Annotated in this window: 22 protein-coding genes; 16 read left to right on the top strand and 6 right to left on the bottom strand. The window is 35.9% G+C overall.

Translation table 11 applies throughout. The features are described from left to right. Positions 1-125 precede the first annotated feature (125 nt). The 9 genes from LB454_RS03815 (at position 126) to LB454_RS03855 (ending at position 15,418) form a co-directional block, all read left to right on the top strand. A complete protein-coding gene (locus tag LB454_RS03815) occupies positions 126-827 on the top strand; it encodes a hypothetical protein (protein WP_224463300.1) in 702 nt (233 codons plus the stop codon). A 17-nt stretch (positions 828-844) separates the two neighbouring features. Further along, positions 845-3,592, top strand: a complete 2,748-nt coding sequence (locus LB454_RS03820) for a TonB-dependent receptor (protein ID WP_224463301.1) — start codon at positions 845-847, stop codon at positions 3,590-3,592. Between the two features lie 20 nt (positions 3,593-3,612). Beyond that, entirely contained in the window at positions 3,613-4,827 is a 1,215-nt protein-coding gene (locus tag LB454_RS03825) for a DUF4249 domain-containing protein (protein ID WP_224463302.1), read from the top strand. 7 nt (positions 4,828-4,834) lie between these two features. Beyond that, positions 4,835-6,568, top strand: a complete 1,734-nt coding sequence (locus LB454_RS03830) for a hypothetical protein (protein ID WP_224463303.1) — start codon at positions 4,835-4,837, stop codon at positions 6,566-6,568. A 168-nt stretch (positions 6,569-6,736) separates the two neighbouring features. Then, positions 6,737-7,378 (top strand): alpha/beta hydrolase, encoded by a 642-nt coding sequence (locus LB454_RS03835; RefSeq protein ID WP_224463304.1) that lies wholly within the window; start codon positions 6,737-6,739, stop codon positions 7,376-7,378. 81 nt (positions 7,379-7,459) lie between these two features. Further along, complete coding sequence (locus LB454_RS03840; protein WP_224463305.1) at positions 7,460-9,400, top strand: alpha-1,4-glucan--maltose-1-phosphate maltosyltransferase; 1,941 nt, start codon at positions 7,460-7,462, stop codon at positions 9,398-9,400. 1 nt (position 9,401) lies between these two features. Beyond that, positions 9,402-11,045 carry a phosphotransferase gene (locus tag LB454_RS03845; protein ID WP_224463306.1) on the top strand — a complete coding sequence of 548 codons (1,644 nt, stop codon included), beginning with the start codon at positions 9,402-9,404 and terminating at the stop codon, positions 11,043-11,045. Beyond that, positions 11,032-12,942: a 1,4-alpha-glucan branching protein GlgB gene (glgB, locus tag LB454_RS03850; RefSeq protein ID WP_224463307.1), complete on the top strand. Its 1,911-nt coding sequence runs from the start codon at positions 11,032-11,034 to the stop codon at positions 12,940-12,942. The genes LB454_RS03845 and glgB overlap by 14 nt, the downstream gene beginning before the upstream one ends. A gap of 76 nt (positions 12,943-13,018) precedes the next feature. Then, positions 13,019-15,418, top strand: a complete 2,400-nt coding sequence (locus tag LB454_RS03855; protein ID WP_224463308.1) for a glycoside hydrolase family 31 protein — start codon at positions 13,019-13,021, stop codon at positions 15,416-15,418. A gap of 45 nt (positions 15,419-15,463) precedes the next feature. On the opposite strand, the gene LB454_RS03860 is transcribed toward LB454_RS03855, so the two are convergent. The 3 genes from LB454_RS03860 to LB454_RS14100 form a co-directional block, all read right to left on the bottom strand. Continuing rightward, positions 15,464-15,958: a GreA/GreB family elongation factor gene (locus LB454_RS03860; RefSeq protein WP_224463309.1), complete on the bottom strand. Its 495-nt coding sequence runs from the start codon at positions 15,956-15,958 to the stop codon at positions 15,464-15,466. Between the two features lie 97 nt (positions 15,959-16,055). Next, the gene (locus LB454_RS03865) at positions 16,056-16,592 is read right to left on the bottom strand and encodes a DUF4136 domain-containing protein (protein WP_224463310.1); all 537 of its coding nucleotides are present in this window, start codon (positions 16,590-16,592) and stop codon (positions 16,056-16,058) included. Positions 16,593-16,695: 103 nt separating this feature from the next. Next, positions 16,696-16,863 carry a DUF5522 domain-containing protein gene (locus LB454_RS14100; RefSeq protein WP_224463311.1) on the bottom strand — a complete coding sequence of 56 codons (168 nt, stop codon included), beginning with the start codon at positions 16,861-16,863 and terminating at the stop codon, positions 16,696-16,698. 74 nt (positions 16,864-16,937) lie between these two features. On the opposite strand from LB454_RS14100, the gene LB454_RS03875 reads away from it, so the two are divergent. From LB454_RS03875 to LB454_RS03900, 6 genes are all read left to right on the top strand, one after another. Then, complete coding sequence (locus tag LB454_RS03875; RefSeq protein WP_407692585.1) at positions 16,938-17,873, top strand: 1-aminocyclopropane-1-carboxylate deaminase/D-cysteine desulfhydrase; 936 nt, start codon at positions 16,938-16,940, stop codon at positions 17,871-17,873. After that, entirely contained in the window at positions 17,870-18,712 is an 843-nt protein-coding gene (locus LB454_RS03880) for a glucosaminidase domain-containing protein (protein WP_224463312.1), read from the top strand. The genes LB454_RS03875 and LB454_RS03880 overlap by 4 nt, the downstream gene beginning before the upstream one ends. A gap of 4 nt (positions 18,713-18,716) precedes the next feature. Beyond that, a complete protein-coding gene (gene hemL / locus LB454_RS03885; RefSeq protein WP_224463313.1) occupies positions 18,717-20,006 on the top strand; it encodes a glutamate-1-semialdehyde 2,1-aminomutase in 1,290 nt (429 codons plus the stop codon). A gap of 63 nt (positions 20,007-20,069) precedes the next feature. Beyond that, the gene (locus tag LB454_RS03890) at positions 20,070-20,414 is read left to right on the top strand and encodes a CD225/dispanin family protein (RefSeq protein ID WP_224463314.1); all 345 of its coding nucleotides are present in this window, start codon (positions 20,070-20,072) and stop codon (positions 20,412-20,414) included. A gap of 60 nt (positions 20,415-20,474) precedes the next feature. Next, entirely contained in the window at positions 20,475-20,825 is a 351-nt protein-coding gene (locus LB454_RS14105; RefSeq protein WP_224463869.1) for a DUF2752 domain-containing protein, read from the top strand. Between the two features lie 6 nt (positions 20,826-20,831). Continuing rightward, a complete protein-coding gene (locus tag LB454_RS03900; RefSeq protein ID WP_224463315.1) occupies positions 20,832-21,191 on the top strand; it encodes a DoxX family protein in 360 nt (119 codons plus the stop codon). Here the strand turns inward: LB454_RS03900 and LB454_RS03905 are convergent. Then, positions 21,188-22,984 (bottom strand): SLC13 family permease, encoded by a 1,797-nt coding sequence (locus LB454_RS03905; protein ID WP_224463316.1) that lies wholly within the window; start codon positions 22,982-22,984, stop codon positions 21,188-21,190. The genes LB454_RS03900 and LB454_RS03905 overlap by 4 nt on opposite strands. A 105-nt stretch (positions 22,985-23,089) precedes the next feature. Then, complete coding sequence (locus tag LB454_RS03910; RefSeq protein WP_224463870.1) at positions 23,090-23,527, bottom strand: RrF2 family transcriptional regulator; 438 nt, start codon at positions 23,525-23,527, stop codon at positions 23,090-23,092. 81 nt (positions 23,528-23,608) lie between these two features. Here LB454_RS03910 and recQ point away from each other — a divergent pair, with 81 nt between their 5' ends. Then, positions 23,609-25,696, top strand: coding sequence for a DNA helicase RecQ (gene recQ, locus LB454_RS03915; protein ID WP_224463317.1), 2,088 nt, complete (start codon positions 23,609-23,611; stop codon positions 25,694-25,696). On the opposite strand, the gene LB454_RS03920 is transcribed toward recQ, so the two are convergent. Beyond that, positions 25,697-26,347 carry a hypothetical protein gene (locus LB454_RS03920; protein ID WP_224463318.1) on the bottom strand — a complete coding sequence of 217 codons (651 nt, stop codon included), beginning with the start codon at positions 26,345-26,347 and terminating at the stop codon, positions 25,697-25,699. Positions 26,348-26,380 lie beyond the last annotated feature (33 nt).

Below are 26,380 nucleotides of genomic sequence, written 5' to 3' on the forward strand. Positions count from 1 at the left end.
GGTTTTACCTAATAAATTTCGAACTGTTAAATCAATTAAAATGAAATTAATTATTTATGTTTACGAAAAGTTAAATCAATCCCTGCATATTTAGAAAAACAAAGTCAACACCATAAATGATAAAAGTGAAATATTTTTTTCTTAAAATCCTACTACTGAATGGAATATGTCTTTTTGCTCAATCTAGTGAAGTTTATACTTGGTTTGACAATGAGATAGGCCTTGAGAATTCAAGCTTGTACAATGGTATAGAATTTATAAATCTCTACAATCCTATAAACAATAAACACCGATTCTTTGAAGCTCAAACATTTTCTAATGGTAATGTGTCATACGATAAACAGGAATTTTATAATGTAGCTTTAAAGTATGATTTATTTGAAGATCAGTTGATTGTAAAGATAGAAAACCCAAAAGGGACTAATCAAATTTTATTATTGAAAGATAAGATTGAAAATTTTGAAATCGAAAAAAAATATTTTGAGTACTTAAAAGAGGCTAAATTTAAAAATGATTTTTCCCCAGGATTCTACCAATTACTTACAGAAAATGAAAATTTCAAATTATACAAACGGAATCGAAAAAAGATTGACAAAGGGATAAAAAACAATGCCGTTTATTATGAATTCAAAGAAGTAAAACCAATCTATGTTGTGAAATCTGAGAATGAGTATTTTGAAGTCAAGCGTAAACGAGATTTGACTAAAAGATACCCAGACTTGAAAAAGGAGTTATCAAATTTCAGATGGAATTCCAAAAATTTTAAAAAAAACGACAGTCAATTGATCTTAGCTATCAATAAACTAGGCCAAGTTCTAGAAAAATAACTTCACCTTTTTAATTCATGAAACGACTTATTATATTATCTTTTTTCTTCATAATTTCCAACCAGCTTTATAGTCAAGACAACCAAAAATATTCTTTTGCTTTTGACACTGTTTCATTAAAAGAGGTCTTTTTTGAAATTGAGTCTAAAACCGATTATAAGATTTATTTCCTTGAAGATTGGATAAAAGGAAAAATGATAACTAGAGAATTTGCTAATCAAAGCGTAGACAAGATTATGGAGGATCTTTTAAAAGGGACTTCTCTGAATTTTAAAATTATTGATGAAAAAATAATTTTGACTCTTGGAAATATGATTATTTCAAACCTTCCCAACAATTATTTTTCTGAAGAAAAGCAACCCTCAGAACAAAAATCTCAGGATCCAATCTTTTTCAAAGAAAGTGTAGAGGAAATAAAAAGAGGTATAGAAACAGTAATTGTATCAAAACAGAATGCAAATGACACTAAGTCAACTTATAAGCTGAGTGGAAAAGCTATAAATAGATTCACAGGGGACCCTATTCCTAACCTGACAATTCAAGCAAAAGGAACTAATAATTTTGCAATTACAGACTTTGATGGTAATTACAGTATCGAATTAAATCGTGGTGAAAGTATTATTACAGCTCAGGCTATGGGGATGAATACTTTAGTTAAACGTATAATTTTATACAATGATGGAGAGTATAACCTTGAGCTAAACGAAAGTCTTGAGTCATTAAGTGAAGTTTTAATCAACACAAGTGCCCAGGCCAATGTAAGAAATACGCTTACAGGAGTTTCAAGAATTGAAATCCAGGACATCAAAAATATTCCTTTAGTTCTGGGAGAGCGAGATATTTTGAAAGTAGCTACAACATTACCAGGTATTTCTAGTGCTGGAGAAGGAGCAATTGGATACAACGTGAGAGGAGGCAAAGCAGATCAAAATTTATTTCTCCTGGATGGTGCTTCTATTTATAACCCAACACATTTCTTTGGAATTTTTTCAGCAATAAACCCTTTTACAACAGATGCAGCTCAGGTTTACAAGGGCAGTATTCCAGCTAAATACGGTGGTAGATTGGCCTCAGTTTTTGAGATTTCAACTAAAAATGGATCTAAAGAAAAATTTAAGGGTGAAGTTTCTATTGGGCCAGTGACAGGTAATGTTACTATAGAAACCCCTATTGTCGAAGGTAAATCTAGTATTGTTATAGGTGGTAGAGGCACTTATTCAGATTGGATTTTAAACAATCTAGACGATCCTGTTTTAAAAAATTCTAAAGCTTCATTTTATGACTTCATTTTAAAATATAACCATGAAATCGATGAAAAAAATGACTTGAGTGTAACTGGATATCATAGCAGTGATTTATTCAATATTACAATTGACTCAGTTTATTCATACACCAACACTCTTGCCTCTGTAAATTGGGATAGGAAAATAAGTGAGGACACTAGATCTAATTTAAAACTAGCTCACAGTAGATATCAATTCGGGATCGAATTTGAAGGCAGAGCTAATAATAATTTTGATTTTGGATTTGACTTACAAGAAACTGAAATTAGTTATGGTTTAAATCATTTAATCAATGAGAAACATCGTTTAGAAGTAGGACTTTCATCAAAACTGTATTCAATCAATCCAGGCAGTATTGAGCCTATTGGTGAAGAATCAATTGTAACTCCCTTTGCAGTAAATAACGAAAATGGCTTGGAGTCTGCAATATATGTCTCTGATGAATGGACCTTAAGCGAAAAGCTATCGGTTAATGCGGGGTTGCGATTTTCTGTATTCAATTTTTTAGGCGAAACTACTCAGAGAACTTATTCGCCCGATGCTCCTTTGAGTGATGCTACAGTTACTGGGGCAGATGAGTTTGGGAATAATGAAATAGTAGAAACATATGCTGGGCCCGAAATAAGAGTTTCTGCAAGATATTTATTCAACCCCTCTTTTTCATTAAGAGGAGCGTACAATAGTACCTTACAATACATTCATACGTTGTCAAATAACACGACTGCATCACCAATAGATACCTGGAAATTAAGTGATCGATTTATAGAGCCACAGCGGAGTGAACAATATTCCTTAGGACTTTTTAAAAATCTTAATGGTACTAAATATGAGTTGAGTCTTGAAGGCTATTATAAAAATCTTGAAAATACACTTGATTATAAAGTTGGGGGTCAGCTAATACTAAATGAATTTGTTGAAACTGAAGTCCTCCAAGGCGATGGGAAATCTTACGGGGTTGAACTTTTAATGAAAAAAAATGAAGGAAATCTCAACGGATATCTTGGATATTCGTACTCTAGGACATTTTACAGACTAGACAGCCAATTTGCAGAAGAACGTGTAAATCAAGGTGATTTTTTTCCAGCAAATTTTGATATTCCGCACGAATTAAGCCTAGTACTCAACTACAAACTAACAAAAAGGTATAGTTTTTCGGGAAATTTCATTTATCAAACAGGAAGACCTGTTACATTTCCTGTGGGTGCTTTTCAAGAGGGAGGTAATAATTATGTACTGTTTAGTGATCGAAATCAATTCAGGATACCCGATTATTTTCGAGTAGATTTAGGGATAAATATTGAAGGTAATCACCGTATACAGAAGTTCGCCCATAGTTTTTGGAACATCTCCGTTTATAATGTGTTGGGAAGAAACAACCCTTATTCTACCTTTTTTGTAACAGACAATGGACAGGTAAGAGCTTTTCAAAGTTCAATTTTTACAGTGCCTATTCCAACCATAACTTACAATTTCAAATTTTGATTAAATCAACTAGTTAAGTAATGAAATCATTAAAAAAATACGAATTAATACCCCTTAAAATGCTTCTCTGTTTAAGTTTAGCATTCTCATTAATGTCATGTGTAGAGGAGATTGAATTGAGAACTCAAGATTTTGAAAGCATAATAGTCTTTGAAGCCAATATCACCAATGAATTTAAGCAACAAGAAGTTTTTATTTCCAGAACCTTTAGATTTGAAGATGACGGGCCCTCAAAAGAAACAAATGCAGACGTAAGAGTACTATCAAACGGTTCACCGTTTGCAGATTTCATAGAAATAGAACCTGGGAGGTATCTGTCAAGACAACCATTTGCAGCACAAGAAAATATAAGTTATAGCCTGGAAGTTACAACTCGAGATGGTAGAAATTACATCTCTGAGCCCTCACAATTACCTGGTGTCGCAGAAATAGAATCAATGAGTGTTGAACCTTCCCAGGATGGGTTTGGGAATACAGGGGTTTCAATTTTGGTAAATAGCACTGGCAATTCAGCTCAAGGAAATTTTTATAAATTCGAGTATTCTGAAACTTACAAAATTATCGCTCCTTTCTGGAGAAGTGATAATCTGGTACCTGATAGCCAAGTAGGACCTTGCGACTTCTCAATTCAACCCCGTGAAGAAGAAGAACGTGTTTGTTTCAGCACCAATGAATCTATTGATATTATTTTGGCTGAAACCCTTAGTTTACCTGAAGATAAAATTAACAACTTTGAGACAAGATTTATTAGACTTGACAACACAATTATAGCTCACCGGTACAGTATACTTTTAAAACAGTTTGTGATTCCCAGTACTGCGAATGATTATTTTCAAAAAAGAAGAGAATTATCATCTCAAGACAACTTATTTTCACAAGCTCAACCTGGTTTTTTGGAAGGTAATATCACTTCTGTAGAATCTCCTGAAGAGGAACGTGTAATCGGAGTTTTTTACACATCTACAGTAAGTGAAAATCGATTTTATTTTAATTGGGTGGATTTATTTCCTAACCAAGATCCTCCTGAAATACCTTGCCGAACTTCTGCCCCACCCTTAACAAATATAGACGGGAGTTGTCTTTTAGAAGAATCTGTAATTGCAAATAGGGTAAGATATTGGGAGCCCAATTTAAATCAAGGTGAAAATGAGGGGCCTTATGTAGTTGTACCCAGAGAGTGCGGGGATTGTACAGCAATTGGATCTAATATCGTCCCGGATTTTTGGGAAGAATAATGTATTTATGAAAACAATAAAAAACTATTTTCTGGTACTTGTTATTTTTTTAATTTGGGATGGTTCCGCTCAAAACTTATCTACAAACTCAAGTATTGACTTAAAAAGAAAGCAAAATTTGCCTAAAGAGCGTATATATGTACACTCTCATAGTCAAAACGTGTTTGTAGGTGAAAGTTTTTACTACAAAGTATATGTAACAGCTCCAAAAGATAAACAGTTAAGTAACTTTAGTAAAATTGCTTATGTGCGCCTAATAGGTCAGGAGAATAGTGTAGTATTTAATCAAAAAATAAAATTGAAAGGAGGTGAAGGTTATGGAAATTATTTAATACCATCTGAGACACCAACAGGCAACTATAAGCTAGTTGCTTTTACCAAAATGGGACTCCATCAACCAAAAAATAATGTTTTTGTAACAGATATTAGTATTATCAATCCTTATACACCAATTGATCCTAAATTTGTAACTGTTAAAGAGGAAACATCTAATCATTTAAATTCAGAATTGAATGTAACTAATGATTCTGATATTCAAATATTACTTACGGACAGTATCTTTGGTAAAAGAAAAAAAGTGGAGTTAAAATTAAAAACAGAAAGCTCAGATGAGTTTGGCATGTATTCAATTTCAATAACAAAACAAAATCACTTTTCATCTACTCAAAAGACTGATATTTCAAATTTTGATAATTATCAAAAAACAGTTCAAATTGATGACTTAATTAATCATTTCCCAGAACTAAGAGGAGAATTGATTTCAGGAATAATCAAGACTTCGAATAAAAATGCCTCCATAAAACAACAACACATTTCGTTATCTATTCCTGAAGAAAATTATGTGTTTAAAATAGGAATTACTGACGATGAAGGCCGATTTTTTATCAACATAGATGAACCATATTTATCAAATAATGGATTCCTTCAAGTTTTGAATGAATTCGCTGATGATTATGAATTTAAAATCAATGATGAACCAATCATAAATGCCTCTGCTCTAACTTTCCAAAATTTAAACTTAAGTAAAGATCTCGAAGATTATATCATAGAAAGAAGTGTTAAAAACCAGATTCAGAACAACTACTCTTCTGCAAAACAAAACTTACCCAAACCTATTGACAAATCTTATTTTTATGGAGACAATGCAACTGAATATAACTTAGACGACTTTACCCGATTTCCAACCTTGGATGAGACTTTTACTGAAATCATAAAAAATGTCTGGTTCAAAAGAAGAGATAATGGTTATGAAATTAGAGTAAGAGCTGTAGATGATTTTTTAAGATCACCCTTTGAATCATTAGTTTTAATAGATGGGATATATGTTTCAGATCACACAAAACTATATGAATATAGTGCCTACAATATTCAGAATATAAGTGTGATAAGAGACAAGTACTATTATGGCGGTAAAATTTTTCAGGGCGTAATAAGTATTGAAACTATAGAAAAAGACTACATAAACAATAATCAACCAGATCACCTTCAACCAATTCAATTGTTTACACCAGAGCAAGAGAAATCTTATTATAAAGTAGACTACGGCCAAAAAGATGAGCTAGATAACATTCCAGACTTCAGGACTACATTACTTTGGGAACCGATGTTTCGCATCGAAAAATTAAAAACTTCTATAGAATTTTACACCTCAGATGAAAGTGGAACTTATGAAATCATCATTGAAGGAATCAACAAAAATGGTGAACCTATCAATGCAAAGCAGTATTTTAATGTAAGATAAAATATGCTTTGGTTTGGTAATAAATAATTCCAATTCTTTTGATGATTACCTCAAATAGGTCCTCGCGTTCACTGAAATTACAAGTCAAAACTTCAATAAATTAAATTTATATTTTTAAGTTAGAGCTAACTGAGAAATCATAAATTTTAAAAAGTTAATACCATAAAAGTGAGCCACACCAAACACGTAAGCTACCAATCCACCAACACCTACTCTACCTTAAATGCCATTTCAGAAGACACAAAAAATATCTGGATTGCCTGTCATGGTATTGGGTTTTTAAGTAAGTATTTCATTAAGTACTTTAAAAATTTAGACCCAGAGGAAAATTACATTATTGCACCGCAAGCCCCATCCAAATACTACCAGACCAAAGCTTACAAGTACGTAGGGGCGTCCTGGCTAACCAGAGAAAACAAAGAAGAAGAAACTGAAAATGTGCTTAACTATCTGGATGCGGTTTTAGACATGGAGAACCTATCAACTAATAAAAATATTATTCTATTCGGGTTTTCTCAGGGCGTTTCTGTAGTGACGCGATGGATGGCTCAGCGTAAAATAAATTGCAGTCATCTGGTTATCCATTCCGGGAGTATTCCTACTGAATTTGACTCCGAAAGTTTTTCATACCTACCCGATTTGAAAACCACAGTAATTTACGGAACTAAGGATGAGTACCTAACTCCAGAAAAACTGGATGCTCAACTCGATTATGCTCAAAAGGTTTTTCCTAATTCTCCAAATGTCTTAGCATTTGACGGTAAACATGTCGTTGACGAAAAAAGCTTGCTTAAGGTTTCTAAACTATAAGGCAATAAGATTTCAGATTCCTGAAAAATTAAACATCATTTTAAAAAAATCTCTTAAATTTATAACTAAAATTATCGATTAATGAAGAAACAGCAGCGTGTCCTTATTGAAAACATTCAGCCTCAACTCAATTGTAGTGAATTTCCAATTAAAAGAGTTGTAGGCGAAATCGTCCACATTAAAACAGATATAATTGCAGATGGTCACGATGTTTTGCAGGCAAGTCTTGTAGTCTATCCACCTGAACCTAAAAAAAAAGAGGAATATCGCTTAACCGCAGAATATAACGACACATATTTTGGACAATTTACAGTTTCTAAACAGGGTTATTATACTTACTTCATAGAAGCCTGGATAGATCACGCCCTCAACTGGCAGCATGGTATTGAAGCCAAGCTGAAAGATGCGCAGCAAGTAAGAAGTGAGCTTTTGGACGGGATTCAATATTTAGAATTCTTGCAAGGAAAAGTCAAATCTAAAGACGATAAAAATTACATTTCCACATTACAGGCCTTGTTCCAGTCGGAAGAAGAGTATGAGAAAGCGATTGAAGAAGCAACTTCAGGTCGGCTGAGAGAACTTTTTGAGGCATATCCACAAAAAAAGTTTTCCGCAAAATCAAAAAAAATGCAGGTGTATGTAGACCGAGAAAAAGCGAGATTCAGCACCTGGTATGAATTTTTTCCAAGATCTGCTTCAGAAGAAAAAGGACAGCACGGCACTTTTAAGGACTGTGAACGCCTATTGCCAAAAATTGCTGATATGGGATTTGACACCCTATATTTCCCGCCAATTCATCCCATCGGCGAAAAAAACAGAAAAGGTAAAAATAACGCCACAACTGCAGAAAAAGGAGATAGCGGCGTGCCCTGGGGCATTGGCTCCAAACATGGCGGGCATAAAAGTATTCATCCCAATTTAGGCACCGAAAAAGAGTTTAAAGATCTCATCAGAAAAGCAAAAACATTTGGCATTGAAATCGCCATGGACATTGCCCTTCAAGCTGCTCCAGACCATCCTTACTTAGAGGAACATCCTGAGTGGTTCAAATTTCGACCAGACGGCACCATACAATATGCCGAAAATCCTCCTAAAAAGTACCAGGATATTGTCAATTTCAACTTTGAAACTGAAAAAGCAGATGACCTTTGGCAAGAATTGCTTAGCATCGGACTCTACTGGGCTGGAAAAGGAATCAAAGTCTTTAGAGTGGATAATCCGCACACCAAGCCTTTTCTGTTTTGGAACTGGTTCATTGAAGAAATTAAAAAAGACTATCCGGACACCTTGTTTTTAGCTGAAGCTTTTTCAAGACCTAAAATCATGCAACAGCTTGCCAAACAAGGCTTCTCACAATCTTATACCTACTTTACCTGGCGGGTTGAAAAGCAAGATCTAATCGATTATATGATTGAATTAACTCAATCGGAGATGAAGGAGTATTTCCGACCAAATTTTTGGCCCAACACGCCCGACATCAATCCCTATCACCTGCAAGGTGCCAATGAAGCCATGCATTTATTAAGATATGCTTTAGCGGCTACATTATCCAGTAATACAGGGATTTACGGACCTGTGTTCGAATATATGATTACTGAAGCTATTCCTGGAAAAGAAGAGTATGCCGATTCCGAAAAATATGAAATCAAGCAGTGGGATTGGTCCAAGGAAAACAAACTAACCCACCTTATTTCCAAAATTAATCACATCCGAAAAGAAGAAAAAGCCTTACAACAAACCAATAATATTGAATTTTGCCCTTTAGAGAATGACAAGCTGATCGCTTTCTGTAAATGGGATGATGCGATGGAAAGCAAGATTTTAGTTGTTGTAAATCTCGACCCTCACTATACTCAAAAAGGAACATTGAGGCTGCCTTTTGAAACCTTGGGAATTACTGTAGGGAACCCGCTAAACGTTCACGACCTTGTAACTGCAAACACTTACAGTTGGCATCACGAATGGAATTATGTAGAACTCCATCCTGCTTTGCCATTTCATGTGTTCAAAATAAAATTATAGTTTGGTAAATGATGAAAACATAACCATTAACGATATCTACCAATACGAAAGTGATTGGGCAAATCTTTTTGAAAATGAAAGATTTCTAAAAGAATTCTGTGAAGATATACTGGAACCCTACATCATCAATCAAAGATGGTATGGAGGGAAAGCCAGCGCCTTAAAATATATCGAGATTATTGATTATTTTAAAATTGAAAGTAAGCATTCACTCTACTATGGAATTGTAGTTGAAATCAATTTTAAAGAGGCTTTTGTTCAAAACTATTTTATCCCTATAGGTATAGTAAAAACCTTAAAGCAAGTCAAAAACAACTATATCGCCGCAGTGGATTTGAATACCAAAAAAGCTTATGTTGTTGATGCCTTGCTTATCAAAGATTTTCAAAAAGCTATTTTCGAAAAACTCCTGGAAGGCCGTAAAGATGAGCATGTAAATGTAGAATTCAGAAAAGGAAGAGCCTGTGAGGCAGACAAGTACAGCAGCTCCAAACTGATGGGCGTTGAGCAGAGCAACACTTCGATTATATACAATAAAGCTTATATTCTTAAAATCTTTAGACGGGTGTATACCGACCAAAATCCTGATTACGAGATAAGTAAATACCTCACTATAAAAGGCCATTTTAAGAATACTCCCAGCTATGCTGGTAGCATCACTTTAAAATTTAGTGATAAAAACATTATCACCCTTGGGCTAATGCAAGAATTGATTAGCAATGAAGGTGATGCCTGGGAATATTACATTAAGAATCTGGAGGACTGTTTCTCGACCTTATCAAAGAAAAAGCTAAAGGTCAAAGCCTCAAGTGTTTTGTCAAAGTTTAAACAAATTTCAGTATCTGAAATCGATCCCGAAATATTGAAATGGTGCACCATTGAATTTTTTGAAGATATTTCCAAATTGGCCAAACGTACAGGCGAAATGCATGTCACCTTAGGCATGGAACGTGTGAATATGTCATTTACACCCCAGGCCTACTCCTATGATTATTCGGTTTGGTTAAAAAACCGACTCATCTATATGCTGGATAATCGCATCAATCTTTTGGAAAATAATCTTCATAAGCTTGAGGGCTTAAGACTGGAACTAGCTCAGGATTTACTTAAAAATAAAAAAGAAGTCAAGAAAAGATTCTTAGACTTTGATGAGGCAAAATTAAAAAGTGAACGCATCAGGATTCATGGCGATTATCATTTGGGTCAGGTTTTAGTTAAGGATAGAGATTTTTATATCATCGATTTTGAAGGCGAGCCAGAAAGCACCATTCGGGATCGAAAAGTAAAGCAACCTCCGCTCAAAGACGTCGCAGGCATGTTTAGGTCTTTCAATTATGCGATTTATGCCACGATTTTCAATAATCTTGAAAAATACACACACTCTATTGAGGACTTATTTCATGCAGGAGATGTACTCTACTCAACTATGGTTGGAGTATTTTTGGACACCTATATCAGTGAAGTGCAAAGTAAAAATCTTAATATTGGCTACATCAAGGAAATAGAATTTCTACTGGAATACTGCCTGCTCGAGAAGGCGATTTATGAATTGGGTTACGAACTGAACGCACGCCCAAGATGGGCAATTATTCCTTTAAAAGGAATTTCAAATATTTTAAACGACGATTCTTATGAAAGAAGTTAAAGTCCACAGTTTATTTACTGAGTTTGATATCGAACTTTTTAAAAGGGGTCATCATTATAGACTTTACGAAAAATTGGGTTCACATCTCATCGAAGTAGATGGAGAAAAAGGCACTTACTTTGCTGTCTGGGCTCCTTCCGCCAGATCGGTTTCTGTCATCGGCGATTTTAATTACTGGGTAGAAGGAGATCATCAACTCAATGTGCGCTGGGATGAAAGTGGTATCTGGGAAGGGTTTATTCCCGGAGTTGAACAGGGAGCCGTCTACAAATACAAAATTCATTCTCATCATAACGATGTCAAAACTGAAAAAGCAGATCCTTACGCTAAGCGTTGTGAGCATCCACCAAAAACAGCTTCTGTTGTCTGGGATCTTAAAAAAGACTGGAAAGATGGGCAGTGGATGAAAAAGCGAAAGTCAAAAAATGCACTGGATGCGCCGTTTTCAGTTTATGAAGTTCATTTAGGCTCTTGGAAAAAGCAAGTAGAAGAAAACAGATTTTTAAGTTATACTGAGTTGGCTGACGAGCTAGTAACTTATGTAAAAGAAATGAATTTTACACATGTAGAATTTATGCCTATCATGGAGTTTCCCTACGATCCTAGCTGGGGCTACCAGATTACCGGGTATTATGCACCCTCATCCAGATTTGGTTATCCTGAAGAGTTTATGACTTTAATAGAAACCTTTCATAAAAATGATATTGGCGTTATTCTGGACTGGGTACCCTCTCACTTTCCTGAAGATGCACATGGTTTAGGCATGTTTGACGGTACTGCGCTTTATGAGCATCCCGATCGTAAAAAAGGATATCATCCTGATTGGAAATCGCTGATTTTCAATTACGAACGCCCTCAGGTCAAGGCTTTTTTGATAAGCAACGCCTTGTTTTGGCTGGATAAATACCATATCGATGGACTCAGAGTGGATGCCGTAGCTTCTATGCTTTTCCTAGATTATTCCAGAGAAGAAGGTGAATGGGATCCTAATATTTATGGTGGTAATGAATACCTTGGAGCCATTGATTTCTTAAAGACCTTCAACGAAGAGGTGTATAAAAATTATCCAGATGTACAGACCATCGCCGAAGAATCTACAAGTTTTCCTATGGTGTCCAAACCTACTTTTATTGGCGGTTTAGGCTTTGGTATGAAGTGGATGATGGGTTGGATGCACGATACTTTAGAATATTTTGCCAAAGAACCTGTCTATAGAAAACATCATCAAAATGAAATCACCTTCAGTTTAAATTATGCGTTTACAGAAAATTTCATGCTACCGCTTTCTCATGATGAAGTCGTTTATGGAAAGCAATCCTTAATCAACAAAATGCCCGGTGACCAATGGCAGAAATTTGCTAATCTTAGATTGCTGTTTGGATTTATGTACTTGCATCCTGGGACCAAACTGATTTTTCAAGGCGGAGAATTTGGACAATATGATGAATGGAATTTTGAAAAAAGTCTGGACTGGCACTTGCTGGACCATGATTTCAATAAAGGCATCAACACCTTTGTGAAAGACCTGAATTTATTATACAAAAATCAGAAGCCGCTTTTTGAAAAGCAATTTAGTCATGAAGGCTTTGAATGGATAGATTATGGAGATGCAGAGAACTCAGTGTTGTGTTTTATCAGAAAAGGAAAATCTGAAAAAAAGAAAATTTTAGCGGTTTTTAATTTTACTCCAGTTCCTAGACATAATTATAGAATTGGTTTACCAGAACTGAAAAGCATTGAGGAAATTTTTAGTTCAGACGCTAAAATTTATCATGGTTCAGGTGATTTTCAAAATCGAAGCATAACTATCGAAAACATAGAACAGCATTCCAGAGCACATTCAGCAGAAATACAGCTACCACCTTTAGGAATGAGTATTTTTGAAGTAAAATCTTAAATCATACATTCTTTTGCTTCGGAAAAAGACCTACATTTCGGGCGTTTTAATACAATATATTTAAAAGTGCACTCTTATGATTACAAATACAGAGCTCAAACAACTAGGGAATCAATTTCCAAATCAAGTAACTAGATTTCATCAAGACGTCGATAAACTTTATTTCACAACTCAAAATGAGGTGGTTCTTGAAATGACAGTCATAAGAGACAGCGTATTGAGGTTTCGCTACGGCACTAGAAATAAACTTGAAACCGATTTTTCTTATGCGATTTCTGAAGATAGAATTACCGGCTATAATAAGTTGGAAGTTTCTGAAGAAGTAGACCACTATATTATCACCACTTCTAAACTGGTATGCAAAATTGAAAAAATAAGCCTTCAAAAAAAGATTTATAACACCAAAGGAGAGCTCATTAATGAAGATGAGCTCGGGTTTCACTACGAAGAGACGTTTGAGTTTGGCGGGAACGTGGTTAAAATGAGCAAGCGGGCTCAGGAAAAAGAAGCTTACTACGGTATGGGAGATAAACCTATGCATTCCAACTTAAGAGGAAAACGTGTGCAGAATTGGGCTACAGATGAATATGCGTTTGCAAAAGACAAAGATCCTATCTATAAAAGTGTGCCTTTTTATATTGGTCTGCACCATACCAATGCCTATGGGATTTTCTTCGACAATACCTTTAGAACTTTTTTCGACTTTTCTCAAGAGCGAATTAACGTAACGAGTTTTTGGGCCCAAGGTGGAGAAATGAATTATTACTTCATTTATGGTCCGGAAATGGAGAAAGTTGTAAGCAGTTATACTGATCTTACGGGAAAAGCCGAGCTCCCACCAATGTGGGCACTTGGTTATCACCAGTGTAAATGGAGTTATTATCCAGAAAGTAATTTTAGAGAAATTGCCAGAAAATTTAGAGAGCATAAAATTCCTTGTGATGGTCTTTACCTGGACATTGACTATATGGATGGTTTTCGATGTTTTACCTGGGATAATGATAAATTTCCCAACCCTAAAAAAATGATCAAAGACCTGGCAGATGACGGTTTCAAAACAGTAGTCATAATTGATCCAGGAATCAAAATTGATTCTGAATACAGCGTGTATAATGAAGCTTTAGAAAAAGATTACTTCTGCAAACGAGCAGATGGTCCATATATGATTGGCAAAGTCTGGCCAGGAGAATGTAATTTCCCTGATTACACCAACCCTGAAGTGAGAACCTGGTGGTCGGGATTATTTAAAGAATTGATTGGTGAGATGGGAGTAAAAGGCGTCTGGAACGATATGAACGAGCCGGCCGTCATGGAAGTCCCTAACAAAACATTTCCCAATGACGTGAGACACGATTATGATGGCCACCCTTGTAGCCACAGAAAAGCACACAATGTTTATGGTACTCAAATGGCAAGAGCGACTTACGATGGGGTAAAGAAATTTGCTTACCCAAAGCGTCCGTTTGTCATTACCAGATCAGCTTATAGTGGAGCCCAGCGTTATGGCTCTTCCTGGACTGGAGATAACGTAGCAACCTGGGAACACCTTTGGGTAGCAAACGTTCAGGTGCAACGTATGTGCTTGTCCGGCATGTCCTTTACTGGGACAGATATTGGTGGTTTTGCGGAACAACCTACTGGTGAGCTATATGCCAGATGGATTCAGCTTGGTGTATTCCATCCGTTTTGCAGGACACACTCCTCGGGGCATCACGGTGATCAGGAACCCTGGTCTTTTGATGAGGAAGTACTTGATATTTCGAGAAAATTCATCGAACTTAGATATACGCTGCTTCCTTATTTGTATACCTCCTATTATAAATATTCAATCGAAGGAAATCCAATATTGAAGCCTTTGGTATATTTTGATCAGGCAGATCCACAAACACATTTTAGAACAGATGAGTTTATTTTTGGAGAGAAAATTATGGTATGCCCTATTCTGGAACCTAATTCTAAAGGAAGAAGGATGTATATCCCTATTGGACAATGGTACAACTTCTGGACTAATGAACTATTAACAGGCGGAAAGGAAACCTGGGTGGACGCTGATATTGATAGCATGCCTATTTTTATAAAAGCTGGTGCGATTATACCAAGATACCCAGTTCAGCAATATACCGGTGAAAAGTCTATAGATGAATTACGACTAAACCTATATTTTAAAAATGGAATGGAAACCTCTGAAGTATTCGAAGATGCTGAAGATGGTTATGACTATAAAAAAGGAAGATTTAGTCTAAGGTCTTTTAAGTTGACGGGCAAGTCTAATGACCTCATCATTCAACAACATAAATCTGGATCTTACCAAACGCAATACAATGACTTCAAAATTAATCTGAATGGACTTCCCTTTGAAATCAAGTCTATCGAGATAGATAATGTAGAAGTTGGTTTTGAGGATGTCCATTTTGATAAGGACAACAACTCGATAAAAGTTTCAAAAGAATTTACTGAAGTTCATATTTCAGGTTAAGAAAAAGCGTGGTATTGTAAATAATACCACGCTTTTAAATTACAACTAATAGTTAATTTCTAAAATCTCAAGTGCTCGTGTTTCTTCACCAAGCTTAAAATCGAATTTATCTTCAACTTTTTTAGATGTCATAGATTTAGCTAACGGTGATATGAAAGCTATCTTCTTTTCTTTAACATTGGCTTCATCCACGCCTACAATTTGAAATTCCTGAATGTTTCCATTCATCTTAAAGTTGACCTTAGCTCCAAATCGCACTTCATTTTGATTTTGGCTTGCAGGTTCAATAACCTGAGCAGTTGTCAACCGGTCCATTAGTAATTTCAATTTTCCGTCAATCATAGAAAGCTCACGCCTTCTTTCTGTATCGTCTTCTATATCTAAATCTGCTCTTTGTTTTTCTAAAGTATTTTTTTCCTTCTCAAGCATTTCTTTGCCATAAGGCGTAACATAATTGGTCTCGTGTTCTGGTAATGCTGCCCTGGGTGGAATTACTATAGGTTCTTCCTGATCACTTTCTTTTACAAATCCTCTACTCATATTCTAATATTTAAACATTTATAAAAAATAAAGCTGTAAAAAAGATAATATCATTTTCTACAGCTTTACCTAACAAACTAAATAAACAACCATGAACTTACTTCTGGTTTCTTTCAGGAGGGTACTCCTCCAATATTTTAGTTACAATTTCATTAATTTTTTTCTCTTTCTTGTCCATGTCCAGGCTTAAAATCCCTGTCCCTAAACCTTGCCATACCAATTCATTCTTTTCAGCATCTATTAAATCGATGTACAAAGTACCTTCCACATTTGTAGATACCGAATTATATCCTCCTGGTCCCCAAAAATAGGGATTCCAACCCCATCCATAACCGAAGTTATTCTGGTAAACATTCACGTTTTCTCGGCTTTCAGTAAAAATACTAACCAATAAACTAGGGTTTGAGTTTTTTATCATGCCTTTGGCAACTAGCTCTCTTTCAATAGCTCTAAGAATTCGTTTTTTATCTAAATCTGAGATTTCTGCAGCATCAATACCTGGTTTATAAAAAGCAAAGGTATTGTAATTATCAAAATTTTTCTCTTTATCATAATCAGTAGCAACTTTTATAGATGAACACGAAGTCAAAGTCATAAATCCTAAAAGGAGTAAAGCAAAAGTTAAGGTTTTCATAGTTCCAATTTTGAGCGAGTTTATCTAATCATTATAAATAATAGTGCAAGTATGATGCCAATACTGGATTTTTGAAACTGTTATAATAAAATCGAATCTCCAATTATCCATTATCTATTTTTTTATCGAATCCGTAAGGACAGTGTCTACAGCCACTCTTGCAACAGTAACCTCGTTTTAGGTGATATTGCTCAGTAAAACATCTGTATCCTTCTTCTGTTATATAAAAATCACCTTCCTCTAAAGGTATTTGTTTTTTGAAATTATTCATTAATTAAAATTAAATAATACTTCTATAAAATCGAAGGTAAGGCTTTAATTTTGAGTTTTATTTTCGAAAGCGATATGATGTCTACTGTTTTTTTTGAACAAAACTTCAAGTCTGTTGATGAATACGTTGGAACTTTCAACGGAGTTCATCTCTATGTGAAACGCGAAGACCTCATTCATCCTGTTGTTTCAGGGAATAAATTCAGAAAACTGAAATATAACTTATTAGAAGCCATAAAAAATAATGCCAACACCATTTTGACTTATGGTGGTGCCTTCTCAAATCACATAGCTGCAACTGCAGAAGCTTGTCATATCCTTGGACTAGACAGTATTGGCATCATTCGCGGAGATGAACTTGCTAATGACTTGGAGCTTACTCTAGCCACCAACCCTACATTAAAATTTGCACATGAAAAAGGTATGCAACTCAAATTTGTTTCCAGAGTAGACTTTAGATATAAAAATGATATGCCGTTAGTAAAGAACTTGATACTGAAAGATAGTTCTTTGGTTTTGATTCCAGAAGGTGGAACAAATGCTCTCGCCATAAAAGGCTGTAAAGAAATTCTAGAAGACACTATTGATTTTGATGTCATTTGCGCTTCAGTTGGAACTGGCGGAACACTTGCCGGGCTTATTGAAGCTACAAATTTCAATCAGTATTGTATTGGGTTTAGTGCTTTAAAAGGAACTTTTTTAGAAAAAGAAATAGACAGGTGGACGCATAAGTCTAACTGGAGGCTTCAAACAGATTACCACTTCGGGGGTTATGCTAAGGTAAATTCAGAATTAATAGAATTCATAAACACATTTCAGGAAAAATATAAAATTCCGCTGGATCCTATCTATACAGGAAAGCTATTATATGGGCTTTTCGAGATGATAGAGAACGGTGTATTTTCCAAAAATACTCGTATTTTAGCGGTCCATACTGGCGGTCTTCAAGGAGTTGAAGGCATGAACTCTAGATTAAACCAAAAAGGACTCCAATCCATAAAGCAGTTATGAAATATACTTTTGCCCTCAGTCTTATATTTCTCCTCATGGTTACTTCATGCGGAACATCAAAAAAAGTTAAACAAGAATCTACCGAAAGAACAGCTAAAGAACAGATAAGCTCGCGTCCGGAACAACCTGAAAAAGAACAAAACGAAGAGCTGGAAGATTATCTGGACGAACAAGTAGAGGATATAGATGTGAGTAGCTTGAATGCTGTTGAGCTTTACATATATAATTTTGCTGGTATTGCTCAAGAAGAAATGAGACTTTATGGAATTCCTGCGAGTATCACTATTGCTCAGGGTATATTAGAATCTGGTTCTGGAAACGGAAATCTTACCAAACGATCCAACAATCACTTTGGAATCAAATGCAATGGATGGCAAGGTGAAAAAGTATATCACGATGATGATGCTGCACAGGAGTGCTTTAGAAAATATGCCGACCCTAAGTATTCATTTAGAGATCATTCTTTGTTTTTGTTTGAAAGAAGTCGTTATGGTTTTCTTTTCGATTACAGAAGTGACGATTATACCTCGTGGGCGCGGGGCTTAAGAAGGGCAGGTTACGCTACGGATCCTAAGTATCCTCAAAAACTGATTAGTTTGATTGAAAGATATCAACTTAATGAATACGATAAAGAGGTCTTAGGGAAAACTGCAAATTTACCTTTACCAAGACCACAAAAATTGAACTTTGGTAATTCTGAATTTTATAGTGTGAAAAAAGGAGATACACTTTATAATATTTCTGAAAAATTTGGTCTTACGGTAGAAGAATTAAAATTAATTAATAAGTTAAAGCATGACCACATACAAATTGGTCAACAATTAAAAGTAAAAAATTGAAATTATGATTTATAAACGAAGTAGTGCCTTATTTGATGAAGCTAAAAAATATATTCCTGGAGGTGTCAATTCTCCGGTAAGAGCTTTTAATGCTGTTGGGGGAGATCCTATTTTCGTTAAAAAAGCAAAAGGGGCGTACTTATATGATGAAGATGGTAATCAATTAATCGATTATATTTCATCCTGGGGACCAATGATATTGGGTCATGCCCATCAGGCTGTAGTAGATGCTTTGGTAGATAAAACCAAGCATGGAACTTCTTTTGGCATACCTACAGAGTTAGAAACCAAAATCGCAAAACTGGCAGTAGAAATGGTGCCTGGTATTGATAAAATTCGATTTGTAAACAGTGGTACAGAAGCCTGTATGAGTGCTGTAAGATTGGCTAGAGGATATACTAAAAAAGATAAAATTATCAAATTTGCTGGCTGTTATCACGGCCACAGTGATTCTTTTCTGATCCAAGCAGGAAGTGGAGGAGCAACTTTTGGAGAACCCAACTCTCCAGGGGTTACTAAAGGTACTGCAAAAGATACTTTGTTAGCTCATTATAACGACCTTGATAGTGTAAAAACACTTATTGAAGAAAACAAAGGAGAAATCGCCTGCATTATTATAGAGCCCGTCGCAGGAAATATGGGCTGTATCTTACCTAAAGAAGGCTTCCTGGAAGGTCTAAGACAAATATGTAATGAACATAGTATTTTACTGGTGTTTGATGAAGTCATGACTGGTTTTAGACTGGCACCGGGAGGTGTCCAGGAGCGCTTAGGAGTACATGCAGATATTGTCACCTTCGGCAAGGTTATTGGCGGAGGCTTACCCGTTGGCGCTTTTGCAGGTAAAGCGGAAATCATGAATCATTTAGCACCTGACGGCCCTGTCTATCAGGCTGGCACTTTGAGTGGAAATCCTTTGGCAATGGCGGCAGGTTATGCAATGCTCACAGAACTAAACTCTCATAGGGAAATATTTGAAAGTCTTGATAAGAAGACTGAAAAGCTTCACATAGGAATGAAGAAAGTCTTAGATGATGCTGGAATTGTACACCAAATCAACAGAATTGGTTCAATGATCTCGATTCATTTTTGTGAAAACCCAGTAACTGATTTTAAATCGGCTGCACATGGTAATAATGAAAAATTTAAAACCTATTTCCATGGTATGCTAGAAAGAGGGGTCTACATGCCACCAAGTGCTTTTGAAAGTTACTTTTTAAATGATGCCTTGTCTTATGAAGATATAGATCATACTATTAAATCACTTTCTGAATTTGTTCATGAGCTAAAATAATTTAAAAATATTTAGGTAGTTTAATTTGAAATGTTAATTTTATTTAAACTAAAATTATTTTAAATGGAAACTAACCAAACTCAACCATCTAAACCAAATAGCCATATGCCAATGGCTATCATTTCAACTGTATTATCAGTGATTTCTTGTAGTATAATTCCTTCAACTATTTTCGGGATTATAAGTATTGTCTATGCATCCAAAGTAAATTCAAAATATGCGATGCAGGATTACGAAGGAGCAGTGAGAGCTTCAAAAAATGCTAAAACCTGGTGGATCGTAACTTTGGTCTCCATAGTTGTAATATGGGCGATTTCTATATTTTTTATAGATTCAATTCTCGGAGAGGAGTTTATGGAGGAATTCATGAGGGAATACGAAAGAGAAATGGAAAAAGCAAATCAATAAATGTATAGGCTAAATCATCAATTGTTTTTAAAATTATGTATACCCATAGTTATCTTAACTATGGGTATATTTTATTTTATTATAAACCCAAATACGTTTGCCTTTGCACCAAAATGCCCTTTCCACTCTTTTACGGGGCTGCACTGTCCTGGCTGTGGCTCTCAGCGGGCTATCCATGAAATCCTCCATGGGAATATCTGGACAGGCTTACAACATAATTTTTTAATTTTATTTGCGATTCTCATTCTTTCGTATAAGCTTTATGTATCATACGTAAATAATTCATCCTCACAGTCAAACCAAAACTTATTACAACATAATGCCGCTCCATGGTTAATTTTAGCATTAGTATTAGGGTTTTGGATATTAAGAAACATACCTTTGGAACCGTTTCTAATCTTGGCACCTTAATTTGATATGATTATTTTACAGATCCTGGTCCTATTTATAAGTATCTCCTTCTTCTTTTATGGTCTAGGTTGCTTTTATAGCCCTACTATGTATGAAGAATTTCATAGATTTGGTCTTACTTCATTCCAACGTCAATTGACAGGATTCTTTCAGGTAGCAGGGGCTTTAGGATTGGCTGCCGGCTATTATTTTTTACCCATTCTAGGCTTCTCAGCTGCCATTGGGCTCACACTATTGATGAGCTTAGGATTTGGTGTGCGCATCAAGATTAAAGACAATTTTATTCAATCCTTTCCATCCCTGTTTTTTGCCCTTTTAAATTTATTTGTTGCCTTTAGGTTTTACCAGTTCTTTGATTTGTTTTAAATCAAGTTGAAGTACCAGGGAATTGTAAAGCTGGAAATGATCCAAAATACCATATTCAACAGAAAGCCTACTCTAAAAAAATCTCTAAATTTATAATTTCCAGCACTATACACCATCGTATTCGTCTGGTAGCCGATAGGCGTCATAAACGTAGCTGAAGCTGCAATCATCACCGTCACCAAAAAAGGTAAGACCTCAACTCCAGAATTATGAGCAATCGCAATGGCAATTGGCGTCATAAGCGCTGCAGATGCATTGTTGGACATCACTTCGGTAAGCAAGGAAGTCACTAAATACAGGCCTGAAATAACGGCTATCATGCCTAGCGGCTCCAATTGCCCAAGCAAGGCTTGTGCGATTAAAGTATCTAAACCTGTTTTATTAATAGCTAAACCAAGACTCAAAGCGCCCACCAGTAAAAAAATAATCTTCCAGTTGATGGCTTTATAGATTTCCTTCATCGTCAGGATTTTGGCCAGAACCAAAATAATCACCGCAGAAATAGATCCAACCATAATATCTAGTATTCCCAAACTGGCTAAAACCACCATAATTCCAATGAGGGCAATAACTATCGAGAATTTCTTTTTATCAAACTCTGTAATATGATTTTCGGACAACAAAACAAACGGTGTGTTCTGTCCAGACTCTAGCTTATTCAATTCTTTGACATAGTGCGACTTTACTTCAGCCAAAATCACATCTCCAGCAATTAATTTTACATCGTATAAATCATCATGCTGAATGTCTTCCCGATGTTTAATCGCCAGGGGAATTGCCCTAAATCGTCTCCTAAAGTCTAACTCCTTAAGCGTTTTGCCATGAATTTCTGAAGAAGAGGTAATCACCATTTCAACCAAAGCAGAATTTTTACCGGACAAGTCATTATCGCCGATTTTTAGTGGTGAAACGGAAAGCGTTTTGGTTTTCCCCTTCAAAGACTTTAGCTTTTCAACGTCACACCTTACTTTCAAAACATCCCCTTCATTCAATTCGAAATCTCCTGGTGGTAAGGTAAACTGACTTCCATTACGACGCACTTCAATAATATCCATATTGAATTCTGTGACCAATTCGGAATCCATAATTTTTTTCCCAATAGAGGTTGAATTGGATAGCAACTCCACTAATGTGATGTAGTTATTAACTTCAAACTTTTCTTTTAAATCTTTAGAGCGTCTGGATTTTGGAAGAAGTCTAATGCCTAAAACTGACATATAAATGACGCCTACTACTAAAAGTATTCCTGCTACTGGAGTCATTTGAAACATCTCTACTGCTTTTTCTCCCTCCTTTTCTGCAATACCACTTACTAAAATATTGGTAGACGTACCAATCAACGTACACATTCCACCGAATATGGATGCAAACGAAAGCGGAATCAACATCTTGGAAGGACTTTGTCCAGAAGTATGCGCAATCTGTATCACAACAGGAATAAAAACAGCAACAACCGGCGTATTGTTCACAAAGGCAGAAATGATGGCGATCATAAACATCATCATTAAAATTCCACTATTAAAGTTGTAACGGAAGATGTTGGACAATCGATGGGCGAGGACCTGTAATGCACCGGTTTTGAGAAGGGCTGCGCTAAGCACAAACATAAATGCAACAGTGACTGTTGCCTTATTACTAAAGCCTTCTACGCCTTCCTGTGGCGTAATAACTCCAGAAATCACCAGAATAATCATAATCGAAATTGCTACTAAGTCTATAGGGAGAGCCTCAGTAGCAAATAAAATGATGGCGAGAACAATGACGCATATAGTAATAATAGCAGCGGTGGTCATTCATAAATTTTCTCCAAATATAGAATAGTCTACCAAATCTATAGACTTTATATAAGATAAATTTTACAAGACCTTACAAACTTGTCCCTTAGTAAGTCAAGGCTCTTATAAATGTGAAATTAAACCACTCTCACGTTTAATGACTTCACTCAAACTCGCTTGCTTTAGGAGTTCTACTGTTTTCTTTTTCACTTCAAAAAAAACATCCCGAATGCCGCAGGTTTCTTCGTCCTTGCATTCTTCACAGCGTTCGTAATATTTATAGGTGACGCAAGGCAGAAAGGCAATAGGTCCATCAAACAAGCGCATCACATCGGCCAGATTAATATCCTCAGGATCTTGTAAGAGATAATAACCCCCACCCTTCCCTTTTTTGCTGGCAAGAAGTCCAGCTTTTTTAAGATTAAGAAGAATAGATTCCAAAAACTTTCTGGGAATATGCTCTTTTTCAGCAATTTCGCTAATCACTATAGGCCCCTCTCCTGTTCTTTTAGCGAGAAAGACTAAAGCATTGATGGCGTATTTTGTCTTTTTGGATATCATTTCAACAAATATATCATTATTCATCTTTAAAAAACTAAATCTGAAATTGTAATTTGCAACTTCAATTTCGAAAACCTCTTCATGGCCTCACAACTGATTCAGAATAGCCTTTTGCATCTCAAAACTTACTTTGGTTACGACAGTTTTAGAGAAAATCAGTCGGAAATCGTCGAGCATGTATTGAATAAAAAAGATGCTTTGGTGGTGATGCCCACTGGAGGTGGAAAATCCATGTGTTTTCAATTGCCCGCACTAGAATTTGATGGTGTGACTTTGGTTATTTCTCCACTGATTGCGCTTATGAAGGACCAGGTAGATGGGCTGAAGAGCAATGGAATTGCAGCTGAATTCTATAATTCAACTCAAACCTCAGAAACACAACTCGACATCAAATCCAAAGTGGCCAGCAAAGAATTGAAGTTGCTTTATACAGCTCCAGAAAGTCTCTCTGGTCTTCAGGAAATATTGAACGAAAGGTATATCAGCTGTGTGGCAGTGGATGAAGCGCACTGCATTTCGTCCTGGGGTCACGACTTCAGGCCTTCTTATCAGCAACTAGGGTTTTTAAAAAAATCCTTGCCCAACACGCCGGTATTGGCATTGACGGCGACAGCAGACAAAACCACCAGAAAAGACATCCTAAAGCAACTTAATATTTCAAAAGCGAAAGTCTTTCTGTCTTCTTTTGACAGAGAAAATATTTTTTTGGAAGTAAGAGTTGCAGACCAGCGGCTGAAACAAATTGAAAACTTTTTGCTCAGAAGAAAAGATGAAGCAGGTATTGTGTATTGCCTAAGTAGAAAATCTACTGAAAAGTTGGCAGCCGATCTTACCAAGAAAGGCTTCAAAGCAAAAGCTTATCACGCAGGACTTGACTCAGAATTGAGAAGTAAAATCCAGGAAGAGTTTGTCTATGACAAAACTCAAATCATCTGCGCCACAGTCGCCTTTGGAATGGGCATCGACAAATCCAACGTGCGCTGGGTCGTTCATTACAATATGCCCAAAAACATTGAAGGTTATTATCAGGAGATTGGTCGAGCTGGAAGAGACGGGTTAAAAGCCAATGCCTTAATGTTTCATTCTTACGCAGATGTAATTCAATACAAACGCTTTATTGAAGATGGCAAAAACAAAGAAGTACAGGATGCCAAGCTGGAACGTATGAAACAATTTGCTGAGGCGACCTCTTGTAGAAGACGTGTTCTGTTAGGCTATTTTGGTGAGCATTTGACTAAGAATTGTGGCTTTTGTGATGTTTGCAAAAACCCTCCGCGATTTATCGATGCTAAAGTGATTGCTCAAAAGGCACTATCTGCAGTGGCAAGGGTGAAACAAACAGAACCAATAGGAGTTATCATCGACATTTTGAGAGGAGCAAAAAATGCTGCGATTTACGATAAGGGGTACCAGGAGCTTAAAACTTATGGCATTGGAACCAACATCAGTTGGAAAGATTGGCAGCATTACATCTTACAACTCATCAATCTTGGCTATATTGAGATTGCTTTTCACAGAAAAAATGCCCTTGAATTTACACCTTTGGCTAAGAAAGTCTTGTTTGATGATGAGCAGGTATGGTTAACTAAGCCAAAACTTGAACAAGCACGAGCAGTCGAGACCAAGAAGACTCCTAAAACATCAACTCTTTTCAATCAATTAAAGCAATTGAGAATGGAAATTTCTGTAGAAGAAAATATTCCTCCTTATTTGGTCTTTAACGATGCTACGCTAAAAGAGATTGAAAGAAACAGACCGCAAAGCGAAACAGAATTTAAATCTATAAGTGGTGTCAATACTTTGAAAGCAGAAAAATATGCTGACGAATTCATAGAAGTCATCAAATTATTCAACACCAAAAAGAGAAAAAAGAAAACGTCTACCTATGATGAAACCTATCAACTATTTGTCGACGGAAATACGATTGATGAAATTGCAGAAGAAAGACAGATCCAATCGACAACTATCATTTCTCATTTATGCAAACTGGTATCTAAAGGAAAAGAGATAGATTTAAGTGACCTGGTTTCAACTTCAGAAGTAAGAGAAGTCGAAAATATCCTTAAAAAAATCGATTACGATGGTACGCTAAAACCTATTTTTGAAGCTTTGGAGGGTAAGATGAGTTATGAAAAGATTAAATTATCACTGGCGATTTTGAAAAAATAACTACTCATTTTTCACAACAACAGTACTGGCCTTCACTCCTGTCAATAGATTCCAGACATTTCTTGAAATCAACTTACCATCATCGATAATTTTAAGCTCAGCTGTATTTGGGCCTGCATCCCCCTGATTGAGAGCAACAAATTCTATTTTATTGAAGCCAATCTCCAGTGGAATTGTAATCTCCTTATAAGGGTTTTCGAGAAGTAAGTTTTCAATTACAACTTTGCCATTAACCCGTATTTGCACACGATCCCCATCAAACATCATATGATCACGACATAGGAAAGTTATTTTATCTGAAGAAGTCACAAACTCGCCAAGATTCATATCTTCGGCCCATTCTTCTTTCATTCCCTTATTTTCATCTTCAGGCTTTTTGTTCAGCTTATCGGTCCAAATCTCGCTAGGATTGGTATACTGTGTTTTGGGCTTAAAATCAACCCCTTCCTCATCTTTAGAAAACCTGTCTTTCACCTTACTACGATTCGGAACACCAAGCCTATCCAGTCCAGAACTCGAATTTGACGATTTAAATTTTGGTTTATTGATAACCTCAGAACCTCTGGAAGGGAAGTCCCTGTTTTGTGCAGTGACTAAACTTAATGAGCCAACCGCAAGAATTATAAATATATAATTTAAATACCTCATCATCACAAATATATTAAACTATAAGCATGAATTATA

Origin of the sequence: Psychroflexus montanilacus (genome assembly GCF_020164535.1) — a bacterium.
GTDB classification, from domain to species: domain Bacteria; phylum Bacteroidota; class Bacteroidia; order Flavobacteriales; family Flavobacteriaceae; genus Psychroflexus; species Psychroflexus montanilacus.